The organism is Croceivirga thetidis, assembly GCF_012272815.1.
Classification (GTDB): Bacteria; Bacteroidota; Bacteroidia; order Flavobacteriales; family Flavobacteriaceae; genus Croceivirga; species Croceivirga thetidis.
In genome coordinates this window covers 952,094-971,388 of the sequence record NZ_JAAWWL010000001.1, presented here as the reverse complement: position 1 = coordinate 971,388, position 19,295 = coordinate 952,094, and the positions used below count along the sequence as shown (strand labels likewise).

General features: G+C 38.8%; 22 protein-coding genes. 16 read left to right on the top strand and 6 right to left on the bottom strand.

Going from position 1 to position 19,295, the window contains the following annotated elements:
* The first annotated feature begins 32 nt into the window (after positions 1 to 32).
* Complete coding sequence (locus HCU67_RS04465) at positions 33 to 641, top strand: DUF4254 domain-containing protein (protein WP_168551372.1); 609 nt, start codon at positions 33 to 35, stop codon at positions 639 to 641.
* Positions 622 to 1,662, top strand: a complete 1,041-nt coding sequence (locus HCU67_RS04460; RefSeq protein ID WP_345890689.1) for a glycosyltransferase family 9 protein — start codon at positions 622 to 624, stop codon at positions 1,660 to 1,662. The genes HCU67_RS04465 and HCU67_RS04460 overlap by 20 nt, the downstream gene beginning before the upstream one ends.
* A 1-nt stretch (position 1,663) precedes the next feature.
* Here the strand turns inward: HCU67_RS04460 and HCU67_RS04455 are convergent, their stop codons facing one another.
* The 5 genes from HCU67_RS04455 to HCU67_RS04435 form a co-directional block, all read right to left on the bottom strand.
* On the bottom strand, positions 1,664 to 2,272 hold the full coding sequence (locus tag HCU67_RS04455) for a TetR/AcrR family transcriptional regulator (RefSeq protein ID WP_168551371.1): 609 nt from the start codon (positions 2,270 to 2,272) through the stop codon (positions 1,664 to 1,666).
* 146 nt (positions 2,273 to 2,418) lie between these two features.
* Positions 2,419 to 3,387, bottom strand: coding sequence for an arsenosugar biosynthesis arsenite methyltransferase ArsM (gene arsM, locus HCU67_RS04450; protein ID WP_168551370.1), 969 nt, complete (start codon positions 3,385 to 3,387; stop codon positions 2,419 to 2,421).
* Positions 3,388 to 3,413: 26 nt separating this feature from the next.
* A complete protein-coding gene (gene arsS, locus HCU67_RS04445; protein ID WP_210423623.1) occupies positions 3,414 to 4,502 on the bottom strand; it encodes an arsenosugar biosynthesis radical SAM (seleno)protein ArsS in 1,089 nt (362 codons plus the stop codon).
* A 3-nt stretch (positions 4,503 to 4,505) separates the two neighbouring features.
* The gene (locus HCU67_RS04440) at positions 4,506 to 4,841 is read right to left on the bottom strand and encodes an arsenosugar biosynthesis-associated peroxidase-like protein (protein ID WP_158776344.1); all 336 of its coding nucleotides are present in this window, start codon (positions 4,839 to 4,841) and stop codon (positions 4,506 to 4,508) included.
* A gap of 121 nt (positions 4,842 to 4,962) precedes the next feature.
* The gene (locus HCU67_RS04435; protein ID WP_168551369.1) at positions 4,963 to 5,652 is read right to left on the bottom strand and encodes a TIGR04282 family arsenosugar biosynthesis glycosyltransferase; all 690 of its coding nucleotides are present in this window, start codon (positions 5,650 to 5,652) and stop codon (positions 4,963 to 4,965) included.
* Between the two features lie 139 nt (positions 5,653 to 5,791).
* Here HCU67_RS04435 and HCU67_RS04430 point away from each other — a divergent pair, with 139 nt between their 5' ends.
* Together HCU67_RS04430 and HCU67_RS04425 are read left to right on the top strand one after the other, a co-directional pair.
* Positions 5,792 to 6,556: a patatin-like phospholipase family protein gene (locus HCU67_RS04430; protein ID WP_168551368.1), complete on the top strand. Its 765-nt coding sequence runs from the start codon at positions 5,792 to 5,794 to the stop codon at positions 6,554 to 6,556.
* A 123-nt stretch (positions 6,557 to 6,679) separates the two neighbouring features.
* Positions 6,680 to 7,015: a hypothetical protein gene (locus HCU67_RS04425; protein ID WP_168551367.1), complete on the top strand. Its 336-nt coding sequence runs from the start codon at positions 6,680 to 6,682 to the stop codon at positions 7,013 to 7,015.
* Between the two features lie 12 nt (positions 7,016 to 7,027).
* Here the strand turns inward: HCU67_RS04425 and HCU67_RS04420 are convergent, their stop codons facing one another.
* Entirely contained in the window at positions 7,028 to 8,077 is a 1,050-nt protein-coding gene (locus tag HCU67_RS04420; RefSeq protein WP_168551366.1) for a ferredoxin--NADP reductase, read from the bottom strand.
* 118 nt (positions 8,078 to 8,195) lie between these two features.
* Here HCU67_RS04420 and HCU67_RS04415 point away from each other — a divergent pair, with 118 nt between their 5' ends.
* The 12 genes from HCU67_RS04415 to atpG all read left to right on the top strand — a co-directional run bounded on the left by HCU67_RS04415 (position 8,196) and on the right by atpG (position 19,279).
* Positions 8,196 to 9,665, top strand: coding sequence for a DUF5687 family protein (locus HCU67_RS04415; RefSeq protein WP_168551365.1), 1,470 nt, complete (start codon positions 8,196 to 8,198; stop codon positions 9,663 to 9,665).
* Between the two features lie 52 nt (positions 9,666 to 9,717).
* Positions 9,718 to 10,434 (top strand): ABC transporter ATP-binding protein, encoded by a 717-nt coding sequence (locus tag HCU67_RS04410; RefSeq protein ID WP_168551364.1) that lies wholly within the window; start codon positions 9,718 to 9,720, stop codon positions 10,432 to 10,434.
* A gap of 77 nt (positions 10,435 to 10,511) precedes the next feature.
* Entirely contained in the window at positions 10,512 to 13,061 is a 2,550-nt protein-coding gene (porW, locus tag HCU67_RS04405; RefSeq protein ID WP_486813351.1) for a type IX secretion system periplasmic lipoprotein PorW/SprE, read from the top strand.
* Positions 13,062 to 13,069: 8 nt separating this feature from the next.
* Entirely contained in the window at positions 13,070 to 13,522 is a 453-nt protein-coding gene (locus tag HCU67_RS04400) for a bactofilin family protein (protein WP_168552053.1), read from the top strand.
* Entirely contained in the window at positions 13,500 to 13,727 is a 228-nt protein-coding gene (locus HCU67_RS04395; RefSeq protein ID WP_168551363.1) for an AtpZ/AtpI family protein, read from the top strand. The genes HCU67_RS04400 and HCU67_RS04395 overlap by 23 nt, the downstream gene beginning before the upstream one ends.
* Positions 13,727 to 14,116 carry a DUF6168 family protein gene (locus HCU67_RS04390; RefSeq protein ID WP_168551362.1) on the top strand — a complete coding sequence of 130 codons (390 nt, stop codon included), beginning with the start codon at positions 13,727 to 13,729 and terminating at the stop codon, positions 14,114 to 14,116. Before HCU67_RS04395 ends, HCU67_RS04390 begins: the two co-directional genes overlap by 1 nt.
* Positions 14,117 to 14,229: 113 nt before the next feature.
* Positions 14,230 to 15,372, top strand: a complete 1,143-nt coding sequence (gene atpB, locus HCU67_RS04385) for a F0F1 ATP synthase subunit A (RefSeq protein ID WP_168551361.1) — start codon at positions 14,230 to 14,232, stop codon at positions 15,370 to 15,372.
* A gap of 69 nt (positions 15,373 to 15,441) precedes the next feature.
* The gene (gene atpE, locus HCU67_RS04380) at positions 15,442 to 15,636 is read left to right on the top strand and encodes an ATP synthase F0 subunit C (RefSeq protein WP_168551360.1); all 195 of its coding nucleotides are present in this window, start codon (positions 15,442 to 15,444) and stop codon (positions 15,634 to 15,636) included.
* A 75-nt stretch (positions 15,637 to 15,711) separates the two neighbouring features.
* The gene (locus tag HCU67_RS04375) at positions 15,712 to 16,212 is read left to right on the top strand and encodes a F0F1 ATP synthase subunit B (RefSeq protein WP_168551359.1); all 501 of its coding nucleotides are present in this window, start codon (positions 15,712 to 15,714) and stop codon (positions 16,210 to 16,212) included.
* Between the two features lie 7 nt (positions 16,213 to 16,219).
* Positions 16,220 to 16,759 carry an ATP synthase F1 subunit delta gene (atpH, locus tag HCU67_RS04370; RefSeq protein ID WP_168551358.1) on the top strand — a complete coding sequence of 180 codons (540 nt, stop codon included), beginning with the start codon at positions 16,220 to 16,222 and terminating at the stop codon, positions 16,757 to 16,759.
* A gap of 1 nt (position 16,760) precedes the next feature.
* Positions 16,761 to 18,341, top strand: coding sequence for a F0F1 ATP synthase subunit alpha (atpA, locus tag HCU67_RS04365; protein ID WP_168551357.1), 1,581 nt, complete (start codon positions 16,761 to 16,763; stop codon positions 18,339 to 18,341).
* Between the two features lie 77 nt (positions 18,342 to 18,418).
* A complete protein-coding gene (atpG, locus tag HCU67_RS04360; RefSeq protein ID WP_168551356.1) occupies positions 18,419 to 19,279 on the top strand; it encodes an ATP synthase F1 subunit gamma in 861 nt (286 codons plus the stop codon).
* Positions 19,280 to 19,295: the final 16 nt, after the last annotated feature.

Sequence of the window (19,295 nt, the reverse complement as noted above, 5' to 3'; positions counted from 1 at the left end):
ATGATAATGGGTATATTTGAAAAATTTTTTTCATGATAAGCAGTACAGCTTTTAAAATTTTTGATGAGAGCATTGAAACATATCATGTTATTGACAGTGTTGATCAACCTTTTTCGAATCCGTATCCCGAACATAGTTTAGAAAGTTTATTGTACCGAAAAAATTGGATTGACACCGTTCAATGGCATTATGAAGATATTATCAGGGATCCTAACATTAAACCAGAGGATGCATTGGTCTTAAAGCGAAAGATTGATGCGAGCAATCAAGACCGGACCGATTTAGTTGAACACATTGATGATTATTTTCTAAAAAAATACCGTTCGGTTGAATTATTGAAAAATGCAACGATAAATACCGAAAGTCCTGCTTGGGCAATTGATAGACTATCTATTTTGGCTCTTAAGATTTATCATATGAAAGAGGAGGTAAATCGTGATGATGCCACAGCGGAACATATCGAAAAGTGCAAGTCTAAACTTGGGGTTCTGACTGAACAAAAAAGGGATTTATCAACTGCGATTGACCAATTGTTAGAAGACATCTCTGAAGGTAAAAAGTACATGAAAGTTTATCGCCAGATGAAAATGTACAATGATGATGAAATGAATCCAATTCTTCGTGGCGAGAAAGGAGCATAGCACCCTTCTGGTCATTAGGCTATCTGCCATGGGTGATGTAGCCATGACTGTTCCTGTGTTATTGGCATTTCATAAAAAGTACCCAAATACAAAAGTTGTCTTTTTAACAAAATCTAACTTTTCACCAATCTTTTCTAAATTAAATAATGTCAACATACATTCGGTTGATGTAAAAGGAAAGCATAAAGGCGTAATAGGAATCTTTAAAATCTTTAAAGAATTAAGGCAATATAAAGTTGATGCAGTCGTCGACTTGCATAATGTTCTGAGAAGTAAAATACTGCGATTTCTATTTTCCGTTGTTGGTGTTAAATCTAAAAAGCTTAACAAAGGCCGCAGTGAGAAGAAAAAGTTAACTGTTTGGGACGCTTCAAAAAAGTTAATTCAATTAAGGTCAACACATCAACGTTATGCTGAGGTTTTCGAACAGTTAGGCTTTGAACTTGAAATGAAGAAATTAGATCAATTACATAAAAAAAATCTTCCTCAAAACTTCAAACAAAACTATAATATACTAATTGGTATAGCTCCTTTCGCTTCGTTTAAAAGCAAGGCTTATCCGCTTGACTTGTTGCAAGAAACAATTTCTAAACTTACTAAAGTTATTGACTGTCAAATCTTATTGTTCGGAGGTGGCAAAAGTGAGAAAGATCAACTACAAAATTTGGCAAAAGTCTCTGGACCTTCAGTTCAAAATCTTGCTGGTGTTCTCAGCTTTGATGAAGAGTTGGCAATTATTTCCAATTTAGATTTAATGATTTCTACAGATAGCGGTAATGGTCATCTGGCCGCTAATTTCAATATACCGGTTGTAACACTTTGGGGGGTGACTCATCCTTGTTTGGGCTTTGCACCTATTGGTCAACCCAAAAAGAATCAGTTGGTTGCTGATAGGGAAAAATATCCCTTAATTCCCACCTCGGTTTATGGGAATAAGTTCCCAAATGGTTACGAAAATGCCATCGCGACCATCGAACCGAATCAGTTGGTTATAAAAATTCAAGAGGTATTAAGGTCGTAAGTTATTCCGTTCGTGCCAACGAATAAAAATAACTGCTCAATTGCCTATTAAAACTGTGTTTAAGTGCCGTTTTATTGCCTAAGGTCATTAGAGTCCTTGTGCCAAAATATGAAGCCAAAATAAAATCTGCAGCTGCTTCGCAGTCAACATGGGGATTGATGAATCCGTCATTCATTCCCTTTTTGAGTAGGCTAATGATATTTACTTCCCAGATTCTAATGATATCTCTGAGGTGTTTTGAGATTCGTACATTCTTGCCAGCAAATTCATTAATAAAATTTCCCAACATGGAACCTCGGTCAGACTCATTAGCTATTGCAACGTTAATTGCATTTCCAAAAGCCTCTAAAATTAGGGGGAATGGACTTTGTTTATGACTCAAAGGTTCAATTAAAAACTTCTGCATACGCTGCAGAACTAAATTCTCAAGAATACCTATGAAAAAGTCTTCTTTAGAAGTAAAATGGGATTTAAACTCTTCTCGAGAAATCATGAGCTTTTCAAACAGCTCTTCATCTGAAGTTCCATAGTAACCTTTTCGATGAAAAATCTCTAATCCTTTAGCGCGCAATAGGTTAACAGGCTGATTACTTATAAGTGTATTATCCATATGAATTTGGGACTAAAATATGGTGATAATCGTATTCTCAAAGTTCGTTAAAAAATATCATCAAGAAAATTTTAAGCGACCAAAGGAGATTAAGTATCGATTGGATGCACATCTTCTAGTCCCTAATAACCATTGTTCGTTATTTTCTAACAACAACCCCCACCATCATAGTGAAAAGTTGACTCACTAATAAAGATGTCATCACGGCCCAAAGAACCAAGTGCCCCAGCGGTTTTGTCGCAAACGGCCAAAGGTTGATTTTTTAAGAGCACATGTCCCTTGTTGTCATCAAAGTAGTCCTCATTTCCAAAATAGATGGCTGCTTTTCCCGTAAACACGCAAGGTCCGTCTTCAGGCATTGGATCTTTGATGGCTGCAACTTCAATTGATTCAATATAAATCAATTCATCTGTTGGATAATTTTTTGGATCTAGGATGCGGTAAGGTTTTCTTGCCCGAATCTCAATGGTACCAAAGCCTACATCGGTCAATGCTTTTACGTATTGCTCGATAGGTAGACTGCCACTCAGACATAATGCGCGAAGCCGGTCATCGTTTCTCAAAGTATCGTTCATTTCTTGCTCGCAGGTAGGGTCGCTCATCACCAGTTTACCATGTGGCTTAAGCACGCGATACATTTCTTCAATGGCGCGTTTTAAATCTTCTTCCTTAAAAATATTGAAGAGGCAGTTTTGAGCGGCAACGTCAATGGTGTTGTCCTCAATCGGTAAATTCAAAGCATCCCCTTTTCTAAGCTCAACAAAATCAGACTTAAACCAATCGTTTTCCGCTTCAGCAATTTTAAAATTATTACGGCTTGCTTCAAGCATTTCATCTACTACGTCAACACCAACTACGCCTCCTTTTTGACGATTGAAATAGGAAAATTGGAGCAATTCCATTCCACCGCCAACACCTACATAAAGCATTTTAGGATTGTTCGATAAGTCTCTTGCATGAACTGTACTTCCACAGCCATAGTTCATTTCCTGCATAATTTTCGGAATCTTAAGTCCGGGTAACTCCCAAATAGGATTAGTGGTGCAGCAAAGTCCTACATCTGGAGTTAGTGCTGCTTCTCTATATAAATCGTTTGTTGCTTCTAAATAGCTCATTGAATCTGTTTTTTGTGTTCTTGGTATTAGGCAACTGTACCTTGACAACTGCTTCCTGCGCCCGCAGTACAGCCGTAACAGTGCTGTGAAATAATGATGTTTCTATCGTTTAAAATATCCTCGTTGTAATCTTTAATATGTTTGACCTTGCTGGCTACTTTCATGTCCAACATTTGATTAAAATCACAATCATATAACCAACCATCCCAACTTACGGAGATTGTATTGGTACACATGACGTTTGCAACGGCTGAAGGATTGTAAGCCTCAACCAAAGCATACATGTAGTCCTCGTAGTTGTCAGAAGCAATGAGGTAATCTAAAAACCGGGATATAGGCAAATTTGTGATTGCAAAAAGATTGTGAAACTGAATGCCAAAATCTTCATCAAGGGCTTTTTTAAAGTCCTTTTCCATAGCTGCTTGGTCGCCAGGTAGAAAGGCCCCTGATGGATTATAGACCAAGTCGAGGCGCAAATCACTGCCAGGCATTCCATAGCCTCTTGCATTAAGCTCTTGAAGGGCTTTTATTGACTTATCAAACACTCCATCACCACGCTGCTTGTCCGTTTTGCCTCGAGTGTAGTGCGGCATCGACGACACGACATGTACATTATGTGCTTTAAAGAAGTCAGGCAAATCATAATATTTCTTATTGGCCCGAATAATCGTCAAGTTGGAACGAACAATAAAGTCTTGAATACCTGCTTTTGCAGCTTCTTCTACGAACCAACGAAAATTCGGATTCATTTCAGGGGCTCCGCCGGTCAAATCAAGGGTATGTGCTCCGGTATTTCGAATGACTTCAAGGCACAATTCCATAGTTTCACGGGTCATGATTTCCTTGCGGTCAGGACCGGCATCCACATGGCAGTGTTCACATACCTGATTACACATGTACCCCACATTTATTTGAAGAATTTCAAGTTTTTTTGGCTTCAGGGGAAAATGCCCTATTTCAGCAATTTTGTCCTTGAAATACGGAAGTTCTCCTTCTGCAAAAAGACCCCCATTTAAGATGTCAAGTTGCTTGTTAATCGAAGCAAGTTCTCCATCGCGAGCCTTCAGTGATTTTTTAGAAGCCTTTTTTACTTCGTTCATTATACTTTCAGCCATAATCTACATTGATAATTTATTGTACTTATTCATCATTTGTACGCCGTGAACCAGTGTTGCTCCGCTTTCTATGGCTGCACCGGCGTGAACAGCCTCCATCATTTCTTCTTTGGTAATTCCTCGTTGTAGGCCATCTTTGGTATAGGCATCTATGCAATAAGGGCATTTGACAACATGGGCAACGGCCAAGGCAATTAATGATTTTTCTCGCGCGCTCAGGGCACCCTCTTCGAAAACCTTTCCGTAGTAGTCAAAAAACTTTGTTCCAAGTTCCTCACTCCACTCAGTTATTTTTCCAAATTTTCTTAAATCTGCTGGGTCGTAATATGAATTTGCCATGATGGTTTTTTAGTTTTAAAAATAGATTTGCCTGATACAGGCCAAACGAAGCGTTCATACTCAACTAATTTTGACCGACTGACCAAAAATTTGAACGCTAACAGTATTGATGATATGTGATTTATTGAAAGTGTAGAGGGGAGCCCTTATTGAAATTGGGGTTTTGAAATCCAGAAATTGTTTGAACTAAATAAGGCGTTCTTTCGGCCCTAGATTTTCGAACCAATCGCAATAAGAGACCGGTTAGCGCCACAGAAAGTCGCTGCTTGGTATCTAAAATAATCTGAATATCTTTTGTAGAGTCAAGGTCATTCAACTTCGGTAGTTGGTGTAAAATACCTTTCCGCAAAAAATGTAAACCCAAGGTATCAAAGAGAGTTTCCTGTTGCCAGGGCATCACTCGGAATAATTGGGCGTCAAATTTGTTTTTATGAATTCCCAAAAGATAGACTCCGCCATCGCTACTTGGTCCAATTACCGTTTTCCCTTCCATGAGGTTCTTGTGGGATTGCAAAAGCATTTCAACAGTTAAATGAGGAGTGTCATTACCAACAGTTATGATGCTGTCGAAACCTTTGGCGAAAGTAGTTTGGATTGCAGCGGTAAACCGTGTGCCAAAATCGGATCCTATTTGTTGCCGCTCATCACATAAGTAGAAAGGAAGCCCTGTTTTTTCTACCTTTTTAAGGACATCGTCTGTTAACTCATCAAAAAGTTGCCGAGAATGCGGAATGCCCTTGCGTGACTCATCCAATAGGGATGAATTGGCAAAAACCAAAATGGCGACCGTATTTTTTGGTGACGATTTCAAAGGATATTTCTCGCTTCAGTAAACATACGATAATTATCGACAAGGGGTTTGGTCTTAAAAATCATGGAAAGATTACAGTTTTCTTTACAATTCTAGTGTTAAAACAAAATAACTTTGCGCAAAACACTGACAATCAATTATGAATTCAATTGGATTGGTCCTTTCAGGCGGAGGCGTTCGGGGTATGGCGCATATCGGTTTGATTAAGGCCATGCAAGAACATGGTTTGGAGGCCAAAGTGGTTTCTGGGAGTAGCATAGGTGCCTTAGTTGGGGCATTCTATGCCAATGACACCCCTGTTGAAACTATGCTTCAATTTTTTAAGGAGACACCACTATTTCAATATAGCTTTTTTGCTTTTGGGAAACCAGGGTTTATTAATACGGACAGATACGCACCTATTTTAAAAAAGCACTTCGAAAACGATTCTTTCGCTACATTGAAAAAGCCGTTGTATGTAGTAGCAACCGATATGCAAAATGGTTTGGAAAAAGTATTTAGTGAAGGCCAGTTGATAAAACCACTTTTGGCCTCGGCCGCACTTTCGCCAGTATTTAGCCCTGTACTAATTGATGATATTTTGTACGCTGATGGCGGAATCATGAATAATTTCCCAAAAGAATATGTTGATGCGGAAAGTGATTTTGTAATTGGAAGCAATGTGAGCATTGCAGGAAAGCTGGAGCAAAAAGACCTGAGCAATTCCATTCAATTGGCAACTAGAATTACCGGACTAATGGTTTATGCTTCAAGTCATGACAAATTACAGCAGTGTGATTTGCAAATTGAACCTACCGAATTAGAGAATATCGGGGTGTTGGATAAGAAGGGAATCGAGAAAGCGTATACTATTGGTTATGATTATTCGATGAAGGTATTGGACGAGAAAATAGCCCAAGGCTAGAAATCCTAAGTATTGCCAGGTTAGAAATCTTCTGATTATACAAAGTTTAAGCCTAACTATACAAGAAAGCCATGTGCATAAGCGCTTAGCAATACTTTTGGAAAATAATCTAACAAATTAATTATGAAGCGGTTAAAGCACACTTTCGGAATTTTATTGACAACCCTCATTTGGAGTGGATGCTCCGAAGACGATTCTGTCTTGGATAATTGTGGAGAGCGGTTTTGGGCCCAAGAAGTATCAACTGAAGCAGAAGCTTTGAGCGCGGCTGCTACGCAGTTTGGTATCGAACCGTCCGTTGCAAACTGCAACGCTTTCAGAGCCTCTGCACAAACCTATTTAGATGCGCTAGAAAGTGCTAGACCTTGTGTTGATAGTTCTGAAAAAGCAGAATTTGACCAAGCGGTTGATGAAGCACAAGATTCAATTGACGAACTTGATTGTAATCTTGATTCCTAATAAAGGAAATCATTAAACATCGTCGTAGTCAATTTTAATTGTAGATGTAGTTGGGTGGGATTGGCAAGTTAAAATCAGTCCCTCTTCAACTTCACCATCGGTAAGAATTTGATTTTTGACCATTTCAGCCTTACCCTCAACAACCTTAGCAATACACGAACTGCAAACACCACCTTGACAAGAGTAAGGGGCATCGATATTATTTTTTAAAACTGCATCCAAAACCAGTTCTTTCTGGTCCATGGTAAACTCAAATTCTTCATCATCCAAAACAACCTTAACGGTTGATTTACCTTCCAGATTTTCAGCTAGCTCATCTTCAGTTTCAGAACTGGTGAAGAGTTCAAAAAGAATTTTGTAATCATCTATACCTTGTTCTTTCAAGGTTTCTGAAACTACGGTAATCATTTCTTCAGGACCGCAGAGGTAAAAAGCGTCAAAATCAAAGTCTTTAAATTTATTTTTGAGGATGAGGTTCACGGTTGACCGTTCTATGCGCCCAAACAGAGCATCTTCTTCAGAACTCCTGCTAAATAACCATTGTACAAAAAACCTATCGGAATATTTTTTAGAAAGCGCTTGAATTTCAGAATGATACATGGTCTCATTTGGAGTTTGATTTCCAAAAACCAAAACAAAACGATTGGTATTATTTGATTCCAAAACGGTTTGGGCAATGCTTATAATAGGTGTGATTCCACTACCAGCGGCGAAAGCGCAAACGGTTTTAGGTTCGTCATTGGGTTCAAAGACAAATCGCCCTTCGGGCGCCATTACTTCAAGAACATCTCCCTTAGTAATCGATTCATTTGCAAATTTTGAAAAAGTTCCATCAGGCACTTTTTTAATTCCCACAGTCAACTTGCCAGAAGAAGGTGCCGAAGAAATGGAATAGGCACGTCGCACATCCTTTCCGTCAATATCTTTTTTAAGGGTAATATATTGTCCTGCTTTAAACGCAAAGGAAGATTGCAATTCAGTGGGGATTTCAAAAGATAAGGCAACCGAATTCGGAGTCAAGGCTTCAACAGCACTTACTTCTAAAGCGTGAAAATCACTCATAGCAAAAATTTTGGCAAAGCTAAATAATCATAGTTCAAGGTCAAGAATTTGTCAATAGAAAAGATTAATGTAACAATTTGGTACATTTAGATACTAACCTAAAAAATTGCACCAACCTATGTTCAAACACTTCATTAACCTGCAGTGGAAATCGTTTTTCAGATCTGCGTCTTTTAAAACAGAAATTTGGTTTAAAATATTAATGGCTTTTGGAGCCTTGTATTTTATTGCTGTTTTCTTGGGTCTTGGTTTCGGCTCCTATTTTATGATTGAAGAATTGGGTCTGGGTGACCCTTTACGCGTGGTCAACCAGTTCATGATTTATTATCTGGCTTTTGATTTGGTATTTCGATATATGCTTCAAAAAATGCCGGTTACCAACATAAAACCTTTGCTCTATCTTCCTTTTAAGAAGAGTCAAGTGGTTAACTATTCTTTAGGTAAAACCGTAGTATCCTTTTTTAATTGGATGCATGCCTTTTTCTTTATCCCATTCAGCATAATTCTTTTAACTAAAGATTATCCTGCCGCTAATGTTATCGGATGGCACTTGGCCCTAATGGCCCTAATTTATTGCTTAAACTTTGTCAATGTTCTGGCGAACAACAAGGACAATGTATTTTACGTCTTTGCTGGGGTCTTTATTCTTGCAGGTTTAGCTCAGTACAATAGTTGGTTTGACATAACGGTCTATACCCAACCTGTTTTTGACTTCTTTTACGATGTTCCATGGTCTGCAGCAATTCCTTGGGTGGTTTTGTTGGGCTTGTACTTTTGGTCTTTCAGTTATTTCAAAAAGCATATGTACTTAGATGCTGGCCTGGCTACCAAAAAATCGGTGGCCAAGACGGAGAATTTAGATTGGTTGAACCGCTTCGGCAACCTTGGAACCTTTTTGAAGAATGACATTAAACTGATCAAAAGAAACAAGCGCTCTCGTACAGCAGTAATCATGGGTTTCTTCTTTATTTTTTATGGCCTATTGTTTATGGGTGGTATAGACGTGTACAAGGGGCCAGCATGGAAAATATTTGCTGGAATCTTTGTGACCGGAGGTTTCCTTTTCAGTTTTGGCCAATACGTACCCAGTTGGGACAGTTCGTATTATCCCTTAATGATGAGCCAGAATATTCAATACCGTGAATACCTAAACTCAAAATGGTATTTGGTGATTATAGCAACCATAATCTCAACATTTCTAGCCACTTTTTACCTCTATTTTGGTTGGGAAGCCTATGCAGCAATTGTAGTAGGGGCAATTTATAATGTTGGTATTAATGCCTATTTGGTTTTATGGGGTGGCGCCTATGTAAAAACGCCAATCGATTTGACTTCAAATAAAAAAGCATTTGGTGATAAGCAGGCCTTTAATGCAAAAACATTGTTGTTGACGCTACCCAAATTGTTTTTGCCAATGGTTATTTATGCTATTGGGCATTTTACTATAAGTCCGATGGCTGGTTACATATTTGTCGCTTTGTTTGGTGTGGCTGGGTTTGTTTTTAAGAATAAGGTTTTCGAACTGATTGAAAATATTTACAAGAAAGAAAAGTATAAGACCCTTGCTGCATACAAGCAAAAAGGATAAAAATTTTAAACAGTATTGATTTCCTGCATGCAGGACAACAAAAAATAATTCTATGATTACAGCAAATAACCTCTCAAAAAAATACGGACAACAAACGGTACTGAATATTGAATCTCTAGAGATACCCAGGGGCCAAAGTTTTGGACTTGTTGGCAACAATGGAGCGGGTAAGACCACACTTTTCAGCCTTTTGCTTGATTTAATTCAACCAAGTTCAGGTCATATTATGAATAATGATGTGCGTGTTGACCAAAGTGAGGCTTGGAAACCCTTTACCTCCGCCTTTATTGATGAAACCTTTCTTATCGGATATCTGACCCCTGAAGAGTATTTCTATTTTATTGGTGAACTTCGCGGCAGAAATAAAGCCGATGTAGATGCTTTATTAGCCACCTTCGAAGATTTCTTTCATGGTGAAATTTTAGGCCAAAAGAAATATCTGAGAGATTTGTCAAAAGGTAATCAGAAGAAGGCCGGTATTGTAGCCAGTTTTATCGGTAGTCCAGAAGTTGTCATTCTAGATGAACCTTTTGCAAATTTAGACCCCACTACTCAAATACGATTAAAGGCTATAATCAAAGAATTGGCCGCAAAAGAAGATGTAACCGTTTTGGTTTCTAGCCATGATTTGATGCATGTAACCGAAGTTTGTGAACGAATCGTGGTGTTGAATAAAGGCGAAATCGTCAAGGACATTCAAACTTCTGCAGAGACCCTTAAGGAACTCGAATCATTTTTTGCAGGAAATACCGCTGAGCCGGCAACCTAAAACTTTGCAGTTTATCGATTAGCCCTATAATATTCCAGTCTTTTTTAAGTTATCAAAGGATAGGAAAGATTTATACATTGAGGCTAACTATTCGTTTTTCTACTGTAGCTTTTGTTTTGGCCATGGTATTGATGGGCTGTTCTGTGAAAAAGGACAAGTTTATCAATCGTAATTGGCATGCCCTCAACACAAAATACAACACCTTATATAATGGTAATTTGGCTTTTGAAGAGGGCCGTGCAGAGCTTCGAAATTCGTATAAGGATAATTTTTGGGAGCTACTTCCCATAGAACGCTTAGAAGTTACCGATGAGGTAAAGCTCGATTCTGAGAATAACAATCCTAATTTTGAACGTGCTGAAGAAAAGGCGACGAAAGCCATTCAGAAACACAGCATGAATATTAAGGACGAGGAGCGAAATCCGCAAACAGACGAGGCTTTTTTACTTTTGGGTAAAGCACGGTATTTTGACCAGCGTTACATTCCTGCACTTGAATCCTTTAATTACATCCTCAAGAATTACAACCAGAGCAATAAGCTGAACCAGGCAAGCATTTGGAGGGAAAAGACAAACATGCGCCTGGATAATCCTGAATTGGCCATCAAGAATTTAAAGCGTCTTTTCTATTATGAAGAATTGAAAGACCAAGAGTATGCAGATGGCAATGCAGTATTGGCCCAATGCTATGTAAATTTAAATGCTCCAGACACTGCAATACAAAAATTGAAAATCGCCCAGGCGTATACCAAGAAAAATGAGGAGAAAGGCAGATACCTTTTTATCATAGGCCAATTATACAATCAACTTGGGTTTAAAGACAGTGCGAATTATGCCTTCGATAAGGTGATAGCATTGAATCGTAAATCACCTCGGGTTTACATGGTTAATTCGCATTTAAAGAAGATTCAAAATACTGAGATTACAGAGGAAAATCGTGAGTTTTTGCTAGAATATTTAACGGAATTACAAGAAAATCGAGAAAATCGACCCTTTTTGGGGAAAATTTACCGAGAAGTGGCCCAGTATCATTTGGCGACTGAATCTGACAGTTTAGCGTTGGCCTACTATAACAAGTCCATTCAAAATGCAAATGGTGAACGTGAATTGAATGCACGGAATTATCAAAGCTTGGCTGATTATTATTTCGACGGAAATGAATACAAAACTTCTGGGGCCTATTACGATAGCACATTGACCAATCTTAAAGAAGGTACCCGTAAATTCCGGAGTATTAAAAAGCGGTTGGATAATTTGGAAGATGTCATTAAGTACGAGGATATTGTACAATATTCTGATAGCGTAATTACCGTTTATGAAATGCCCGAAGCGGAACGAAAGGCCTATTTTGAGGACTTCATAGCAGAATTAAAAGCAAAACAAGAAGCAGAAGAAGAAGAAAAAGAGCGCAAGACCGAGGCAGGTTTCGCCACGTTTCAACAGTCGAAAGGCGGTCGAGAAAACCAGGGTAAGTTTTATTTCTACAATGTTACTAGTCTAGGCTATGGAAAAACGGAATTCCGAACTCGCTGGGGTGATCGTGAACTTTCCGATGATTGGCGCTGGAGCAACAAGCAACGAATTAGCATTTCAGAGGCAACAGGTGAGTTGACAGCCGGTGAGAATGCTGCAGAGGTGTCGGAAGATGACAAGTTTTCATTGGACTTTTATCTTGAACAAATACCGACAGACGTAGCGGTCATCGATAGTTTACGAGATGAACGAAATTTTGCCAATTACCAGTTGGGACTGATTTACAAGGAGAAATTTAAAGAAAACCAATTGGCATCGAGTAAACTTGAGCGGGTTTTGGCATCAAATCCTATAGACAGACTGGTCTTACCGTCAAAATATCAGTTGTACAAGATTTATGAAGAAACAGACCCTTATAAGGCTGATGACATGCGGCAAGACATCATCTCTAATCATCGCGATAGTCGTTATGCAGAGATATTGTTGAACCCAGAGGCCTTCTTAAATGGTGATGACGAGAGTCCTGATGCCAGATATGAAGAATTATTCAGGCGTTATCAGAATCAAGAGTATTTTATGGTGATTACGCAATCACAGGCGTATATCAACCAATACACAGGTGATGAAATCGTTCCAAAATTTGAAATGCTGAAGGCAAATGCCGTCGGGCGATTGCAAGGATTTGAGGCTTTTAAAGAAGCATTGAACTATGTGGCGTTGACGTATCCGAATAAGCCAGAAGGCAAAAAAGCAGAAAGTATGGTTGCTGAACAGTTACCAAAGCTGGCAACCAAAGAATTTTCATTGGATTCGATTTCACAAGGAACTAAGAACTGGAAGGTGGTTTTCACCTTTAAACGAATTTTAGATAGCAAGGCAGAAGCCCTGAAAGAAGAATTGGAAGAGGTCATTAAGGACCTTAAGTATAAAAATGTTGTTTCCAAGGACATTTATGACCTTGAAACCGAGTTTGTGGTAGTGCATGGATTTAAGGGCAGGGACTTTGCTCTGGGCTTTGCAGAACTCATAAAAAACAACAGGGACTACCGTATTAAAGATGAGAATTTCGTAATTTCATCAGTAAATTATCAAATCATTCAAGTGCATAAAAATTTGGATGATTATCAGCTTCAAATGTTAACCCCAAAACCGTGAGCAAAAACATGTTTTCAGACAACAAAAAACCCCGACCTATGGACAATTTTGGCGGACAGCCCAACAGAATCGAAAAGAATACGAAAATTAAAGGTGATATTACCTCAGAAGCCGATTTCAGAATTGACGGCAAACTTGAAGGTAATGTAAAGACCTCTGGTAAAGTGGTCATCGGTAAAGATGGCTTAATTAACGGAAAAGTAGAATGTGTAAATGCCGATATTGAAGGTAACTTTAAGGGTGAATTATACGTTTCACAGTTATTATCTTTAAAATCTTCAGCACGTATCGAAGGAACTGTTGATGTAGCCAAACTGGCCGTGGAACCTGGTGCTACTTTTAATGCCTCTTGTACAATGGGTAAAGGAACACCACCATCAAACTCAAGTAACCATTCTTCAAATGGTGCTATTAAGAGCCATCAGCAATCGGCTAAAAATGAGCCAGCAAAAGTCTCCTAAGAAAAAGGGATTCAAAAATTCACTGATTCTCACAGGCATTGCCTTTGAGATGGGTGCGATTATTTATCTCGCGGTTCAAGGAGGCAAATGGCTAGATGGTCATTTCGAAACCGAAAAAAGAATATTTACGGTAATTGCCACACTCTTGGGTGTGGCAATTTCAATTTGGGTAGTTTTGCGCCAATTGAAAAAGATAGAATATTAATGGCGAGATTACCTTTGATTTTCCTAGGTGTGCTAATGTTAAGTCTATTGGTGGCATTTGGGCTGCACCTTTTTGCGCTGCAGTCGAACAACCTCCCATTATGGGATAATTTAATTGCAACTTCTTACGTGATTAATTTTATACTGGCTGCACTAATTTTTTTGATAATTTATTTCTTAAAAGACCGCCTGAGCAATGCCATGGGTTTCCTTTTCATGGCAGGAAGCCTATTAAAATTTTTGGTGTTCTTTTTAGTTTTTTATCCAGTCTACAAATCTGACGGCGTTACCGATAAACTAGAAATTTCTGCTTTTTTGATTCCTTACTTAATTGCGCTTGTTTTGGAGACCTTTTACGCTTCAAAACTTTTGAATTCACTGGAAAAATAATTCCTTGACAACCAGACGTCGAAATCCCTTAAAATAAACCTGTAAAGCTTTTTTCTTTCTTAGTAAATGGCTTACATTTGCACCGATTTTTAGAGACCGTTATTTCAAGCGCAATGCGAAAAACGATTTTGAAGAGTTTTCTTCTATTTTCTGTACTGATTTTTGGACAAATTTCCTTCGCAACTGAGAAGGAGGAACAACATGGTGAAGATGGCCACGGTAAAGACCTAAAAACCGAAATCAAAGAGTATATCTCCCATCACCTTCAGGATTCCCACGATTTTTCTCTTTTTTCCTATACTGAGGAGAACGGTGAGCACAAATATGTTGGGTTTCCACTGCCTGTAATTCTGTGGGACGAAGGACTAAAAGTATTTTCTTCTTCTAAATTCCATCATGGCGAGACTTTGGCAGAGGCCGATGGTAACTATTACAAGCTTTACCACAGTAAAATTTACAAAACTGACGCAGAGGGCACCATAAATTATGATAAAGAACATCATCCAACAAATGCCAAACCTTTAGATTTTAGCATAACTAAGAACGTGTTCATGATTATAGTGACAGGACTTTTAATGTTCTGGTTATTTACAAGTCTTGCAAGGTCTTATGCTAAAAATGGAGGTATTCCTACCGGAGTTGGCCGATTTTTTGAGCCTATAGTCCTTTATATACGAGATGACATTGCTAGGCCTAATATCGGAGAGAAACGTTACAAAAAGTACATGCCTTTTCTATTGACCGTATTCTTTTTTATATGGTTTTTGAACATGTTTGGCATGACTCCCCTGGGGATTAATGTTACAGGTAACATTGCCATAACTACAGCTTTGGCCATTTTAACCTTCTTGATAACAAATTTTACTGGAACAAAGGATTACTGGATGCACCAGTTCAACCCTTTAGGCGATTCGTTGCCTTGGTATGGTAAAATACCATTATACATCATATTAGTACCCATAGAATTGTTGGGATTGATCATTAAACCTTTTTCGCTTTTAATTCGTCTGTACGCAAACATGCAGGCTGGACACATTGTAATTGGTAGTTTGATTGGGTTGATGTTCATCTTTAAAAACTGGATTGGAAGTCCACTTTCATTTGGATTGGCTTTTGCCATTATGTTGATTGAAGTACTTGTAGCCTTGCTACAAGCCTATATATTCACCATGTTGAGTGCGTTGTATTTCGGATTCGCTTCTGAAGATCATCACGCAGAAGGTCATGAAGATGACCCAGAATTGGTGCATTTATAAAAGAGAATTTAATTCCCATTTAAGTGGGAAACCAAAATTTTGAATATTTAATTTTTAAACTAGATAGATATGGAAATTCCAGTAATGGTAGGTGCAGGTTTGGTAGTTATCGGTGTTGGTATGGGTATTGGTAGAATCGGTGGTTCAGCCATGGAAGCTATTGCTCGTCAGCCAGAAGCTTACGGTAAAATCCAGACTGCAATGTTGATTGCAGCTGCATTGATTGAAGGTATTGGTTTTGCTGCGTTATTCGCTGTAAACTAAATCTTAAAAGGCAAGATGCTGTAACGGTTGGTTACAGCTCTTGCTTGTTTAAAAATTAAAAAAACATAGTTTGTCATGGGTAAATTATTAGAAGAGTTTTCGTTAGGATTGTTTTTTTGGCAATTACTCCTTTTTGTGCTCTTATTGTTTTTGCTTCATAGGTTCGCTTGGAAGCCAATTCTAAAAGCAGTTAGCGACAGAGAAGAAGGCATTAAAGATGCATTGAAAGCAGCTGAAGATGCAAAAAAAGAAATGCAGAATGTTACTGCAGATAGCGAAAAGCTCTTGAAGGAAGCTCGAGCCGAACGCGAGACCATGTTGAAAGAGGCTAGGGAAATCAAAGAAAAAATGATTTCTGACGCAAAAGAGCAAGCACAGTCCGAAGGAGACAAGATGTTGAAACAAGCTCAAGCCGCAATCGAAGCTGAGAAAAAAGCCGCAGTTGCCGATATCAAAGAACAAGTCGCTACTCTTTCAGTTGATATTGCAGAGAAGGTTTTAAAAGGTGAACTATCTGACAAAAAGAAACAACTTAAGGTTGTTGAAGATATGTTGGGTGACATCAAATTGAATTAATTGAACAATGGTAGATAGTAGGGCAGCCATACGTTACGCCAAAGCAGTTTTGGATTTTGCAGTTGAAAAAAAATCAGCTGATAAAGTTGAAGGTGATATGCGCAATATTGCCGCTACAATTGCAGAAAGTAAAGACTTGCAATTATTGCTTTCAAGTCCCGTAGTCAAAGGTGAGACGAAAAAAAACTCTTTAAAAGAAATTTTTAAAGGTGGCCAAGAGATTACCATTGGTTTGATAAATACCCTTGCAGATAATAAGCGGGTTGACCTATTGCAAGAGGTGGCATACAAATATATCATCCAGTACGAAAAAATGAAGGGTGAAGATGTGGCCATGGTGACTACCGCAGTTCCCTTGACAGCCGCTTTGGAAAAACAGATTTTGGCCAAGGTCAAAGAATTGACCGGTAACAAGGTGACCCTTGAAAATAAAATTGATGAAAGTATTGTGGGTGGATTTATCCTTCGCGTCGGTGACTTGCAATACGATGCCAGTGTGGCAAACAAACTGAATACATTAAAACGAGAATTTACAAATAGTCTATAAAATGGCAGGAGTAAAAGCAGCTGAGGTTTCAGCAATATTAAAACAGCAATTATCAGGATTCGAAGCAACTGCTTCATTGGATGAGGTAGGTACCGTACTTCAAGTAGGTGATGGTATTGCTCGTGTATATGGTCTTTCAAATGCCCAGTACGGTGAGTTGGTGGAGTTTGATGGAGGTATGCAGGGAATCGTTTTGAACCTAGAAGAGGATAACGTTGGTGTGGTATTGTTAGGCCCATCAAAGGAAATTTTGGAAGGTGCTACGGTTAAGAGAACCCAACGTATCGCTTCTATCAATGTTGGTGAAGGAATTGTTGGTCGTGTAGTTGACACTTTAGGTACGCCAATTGATGGTAAAGGACCTATTGCAGGAGACACTTACGAAATGCCATTAGAGCGTAAAGCTCCTGGTGTAATTTACAGACAACCTGTAAACGAGCCATTGCAGACCGGTGTTAAAGCAATTGATGCGATGATACCTGTAGGTAGAGGTCAACGTGAGTTGGTAATCGGAGACCGTCAAACTGGTAAGACAACAGTTTGTATCGATACCATCTTGAACCAAAAAGAATTTTATGATGCCGGTGAGCCAGTTTACTGTATTTATGTTGCAGTTGGTCAGAAGGCATCTACAGTCGCTGCTATCGCCAAGACTTTAGAGGATAAGGGTGCATTAGCATATACAACTATCGTAGCTGCAAATGCTTCAGACCCTGCTCCTATGCAGGTATATGCTCCTTTCGCAGGTGCGGCAATTGGTGAATATTTTAGGGATACAGGTCGTCCTGCATTGATTATCTATGATGATTTATCAAAACAAGCGGTTGCTTATCGTGAGGTATCACTTCTTTTGAGAAGACCACCGGGACGTGAAGCGTACCCTGGTGACGTTTTCTATTTGCACTCAAGACTGTTGGAGCGTGCTGCTAAGGTGATTGCTGATGACAGCATTGCAAAAGAAATGAATGATTTACCTGAAAGCCTTAAACCAATAGTTAAAGGTGGAGGTTCCTTGACTGCGTTACCAATTATTGAAACGCAAGCAGGTGACGTTTCTGCTTATATTCCTACCAACGTAATTTCGATTACAGATGGTCAGATATTCTTGGAGCAAGACTTATTCAACCAAGGTGTGCGTCCTGCGATTAACGTAGGTATTTCGGTATCACGTGTTGGTGGTTCAGCTCAGATTAAGTCCATGAAAAAAGTGGCAGGTACATTAAAACTGGATCAAGCACAGTTCCGTGAATTGGAGGCTTTCGCAAAATTCGGTTCTGATTTGGATGCAGCTACCTTGAACGTAATTGAAAAAGGTAGAAGAAACGTTGAGATATTAAAGCAAGCCCAAAATGATCCATTTACCGTTGAAGACCAGGTAGCAATCATCTTTGCTGGTTCAAAAAACTTGTTGAGAGATGTTCCTGTGAACAAGGTAAAAGAATTCGAACGTGATTTTATTGAATTCTTGAATGCAAAGCATAGAGGAGTTCTTGACACCCTAAAGGCAGGAAAACTTACTGATGAGGTAACGGATACCTTGACCTCGGTTTGCAAGGATCTATCTAGCAAGTACAAGGCATAATTCTTGTCATTCCTGCGAAAGCAGGAATCCATAGTATAATAGATTCCGCATCAGGTGCGGAATGACAAAAAAGAACAATGGCGAACTTAAAAGAAATACGTAATAGAATATCTTCGGTTAAATCAACTATGCAGATAACATCTGCCATGAAAATGGTATCTGCTGCTAAGTTGAAAAAAGCCCAAGATGCGATTACGGCCATGCGTCCATACGCGAATAAACTAACAGAATTGCTTCAAAACTTGAGCGCAAGCTTGGATGGGGATTCTGGAAGTAAGTTTGCAGACAATCGCGAAGTGAAGAAGGTGCTTTTGGTAGCTATTACTTCTAACAGAGGACTTTGCGGCGGTTTTAATTCCAACATTATCAAAGAGAGTATTTCTTTGGCAGATGGTCAATACGGAACTAAGGATGTAAGTATCGTTGCTATTGGAAAAAAGGGGAATGATATCCTATCCAAAAAGCATAATGTAGTTGCTAATCATAGTGAAGTATTTGACGATTTGACTTTCGAGAATGTAGCTTCAATAGCTGAAAATTTAATGGAGCGTTTCACCGAAGGGGAATACGACAGAATAGATTTGGTTTATAACCGATTCAAAAATGCGGCAACACAGATTGTTACAACCGAGCAATTTTTGCCGATAGTTCCTTTAGAAGGGGATAACTCAAGTTCAGGAGATTACATTTTTGAACCTTCTAAAGTAGAAATTGTTGAGCAATTGATACCAAAGTCGTTAAAGACCCAATTGTACAAGGCGATTCGAGATTCCTTTGCTAGTGAACACGGAGCGCGTATGACGGCAATGCATAAAGCAACGGACAATGCTGGGGAGCTAAAAGATCAGTTGACGTTAACATATAACAAGGCACGTCAAGCTGCTATTACGAACGAGATTTTAGAGATTGTTGGAGGTGCGGAAGCATTGAATAACTAACAATAAAAGAATTTAT

Coding starts and splice junctions, on each gene's coding strand:
- HCU67_RS04465 (WP_168551372.1), top strand. CDS start 33: ATGATAAGCAGTACAGCTTTTAAAATTTTTGATGAGAGCATTGAAACA.
- HCU67_RS04455 (WP_168551371.1), bottom strand. CDS start 2,272: ATGGATAATACACTTATAAGTAATCAGCCTGTTAACCTATTGCGCGCT.
- arsM (WP_168551370.1), bottom strand. CDS start 3,387: ATGAGCTATTTAGAAGCAACAAACGATTTATATAGAGAAGCAGCACTA.
- arsS (WP_210423623.1), bottom strand. CDS start 4,502: ATGGCTGAAAGTATAATGAACGAAGTAAAAAAGGCTTCTAAAAAATCA.
- HCU67_RS04440 (WP_158776344.1), bottom strand. CDS start 4,841: ATGGCAAATTCATATTACGACCCAGCAGATTTAAGAAAATTTGGAAAA.
- HCU67_RS04430 (WP_168551368.1), top strand. CDS start 5,792: ATGAATTCAATTGGATTGGTCCTTTCAGGCGGAGGCGTTCGGGGTATG.
- HCU67_RS04425 (WP_168551367.1), top strand. CDS start 6,680: ATGAAGCGGTTAAAGCACACTTTCGGAATTTTATTGACAACCCTCATT.
- HCU67_RS04420 (WP_168551366.1), bottom strand. CDS start 8,077: ATGAGTGATTTTCACGCTTTAGAAGTAAGTGCTGTTGAAGCCTTGACT.
- HCU67_RS04415 (WP_168551365.1), top strand. CDS start 8,196: ATGTTCAAACACTTCATTAACCTGCAGTGGAAATCGTTTTTCAGATCT.
- HCU67_RS04410 (WP_168551364.1), top strand. CDS start 9,718: ATGATTACAGCAAATAACCTCTCAAAAAAATACGGACAACAAACGGTA.
- HCU67_RS04400 (WP_168552053.1), top strand. CDS start 13,070: ATGTTTTCAGACAACAAAAAACCCCGACCTATGGACAATTTTGGCGGA.
- HCU67_RS04395 (WP_168551363.1), top strand. CDS start 13,500: ATGAGCCAGCAAAAGTCTCCTAAGAAAAAGGGATTCAAAAATTCACTG.
- HCU67_RS04390 (WP_168551362.1), top strand. CDS start 13,727: ATGGCGAGATTACCTTTGATTTTCCTAGGTGTGCTAATGTTAAGTCTA.
- atpB (WP_168551361.1), top strand. CDS start 14,230: ATGCGAAAAACGATTTTGAAGAGTTTTCTTCTATTTTCTGTACTGATT.
- atpE (WP_168551360.1), top strand. CDS start 15,442: ATGGAAATTCCAGTAATGGTAGGTGCAGGTTTGGTAGTTATCGGTGTT.
- HCU67_RS04375 (WP_168551359.1), top strand. CDS start 15,712: ATGGGTAAATTATTAGAAGAGTTTTCGTTAGGATTGTTTTTTTGGCAA.
- atpH (WP_168551358.1), top strand. CDS start 16,220: ATGGTAGATAGTAGGGCAGCCATACGTTACGCCAAAGCAGTTTTGGAT.
- atpA (WP_168551357.1), top strand. CDS start 16,761: ATGGCAGGAGTAAAAGCAGCTGAGGTTTCAGCAATATTAAAACAGCAA.
- atpG (WP_168551356.1), top strand. CDS start 18,419: ATGGCGAACTTAAAAGAAATACGTAATAGAATATCTTCGGTTAAATCA.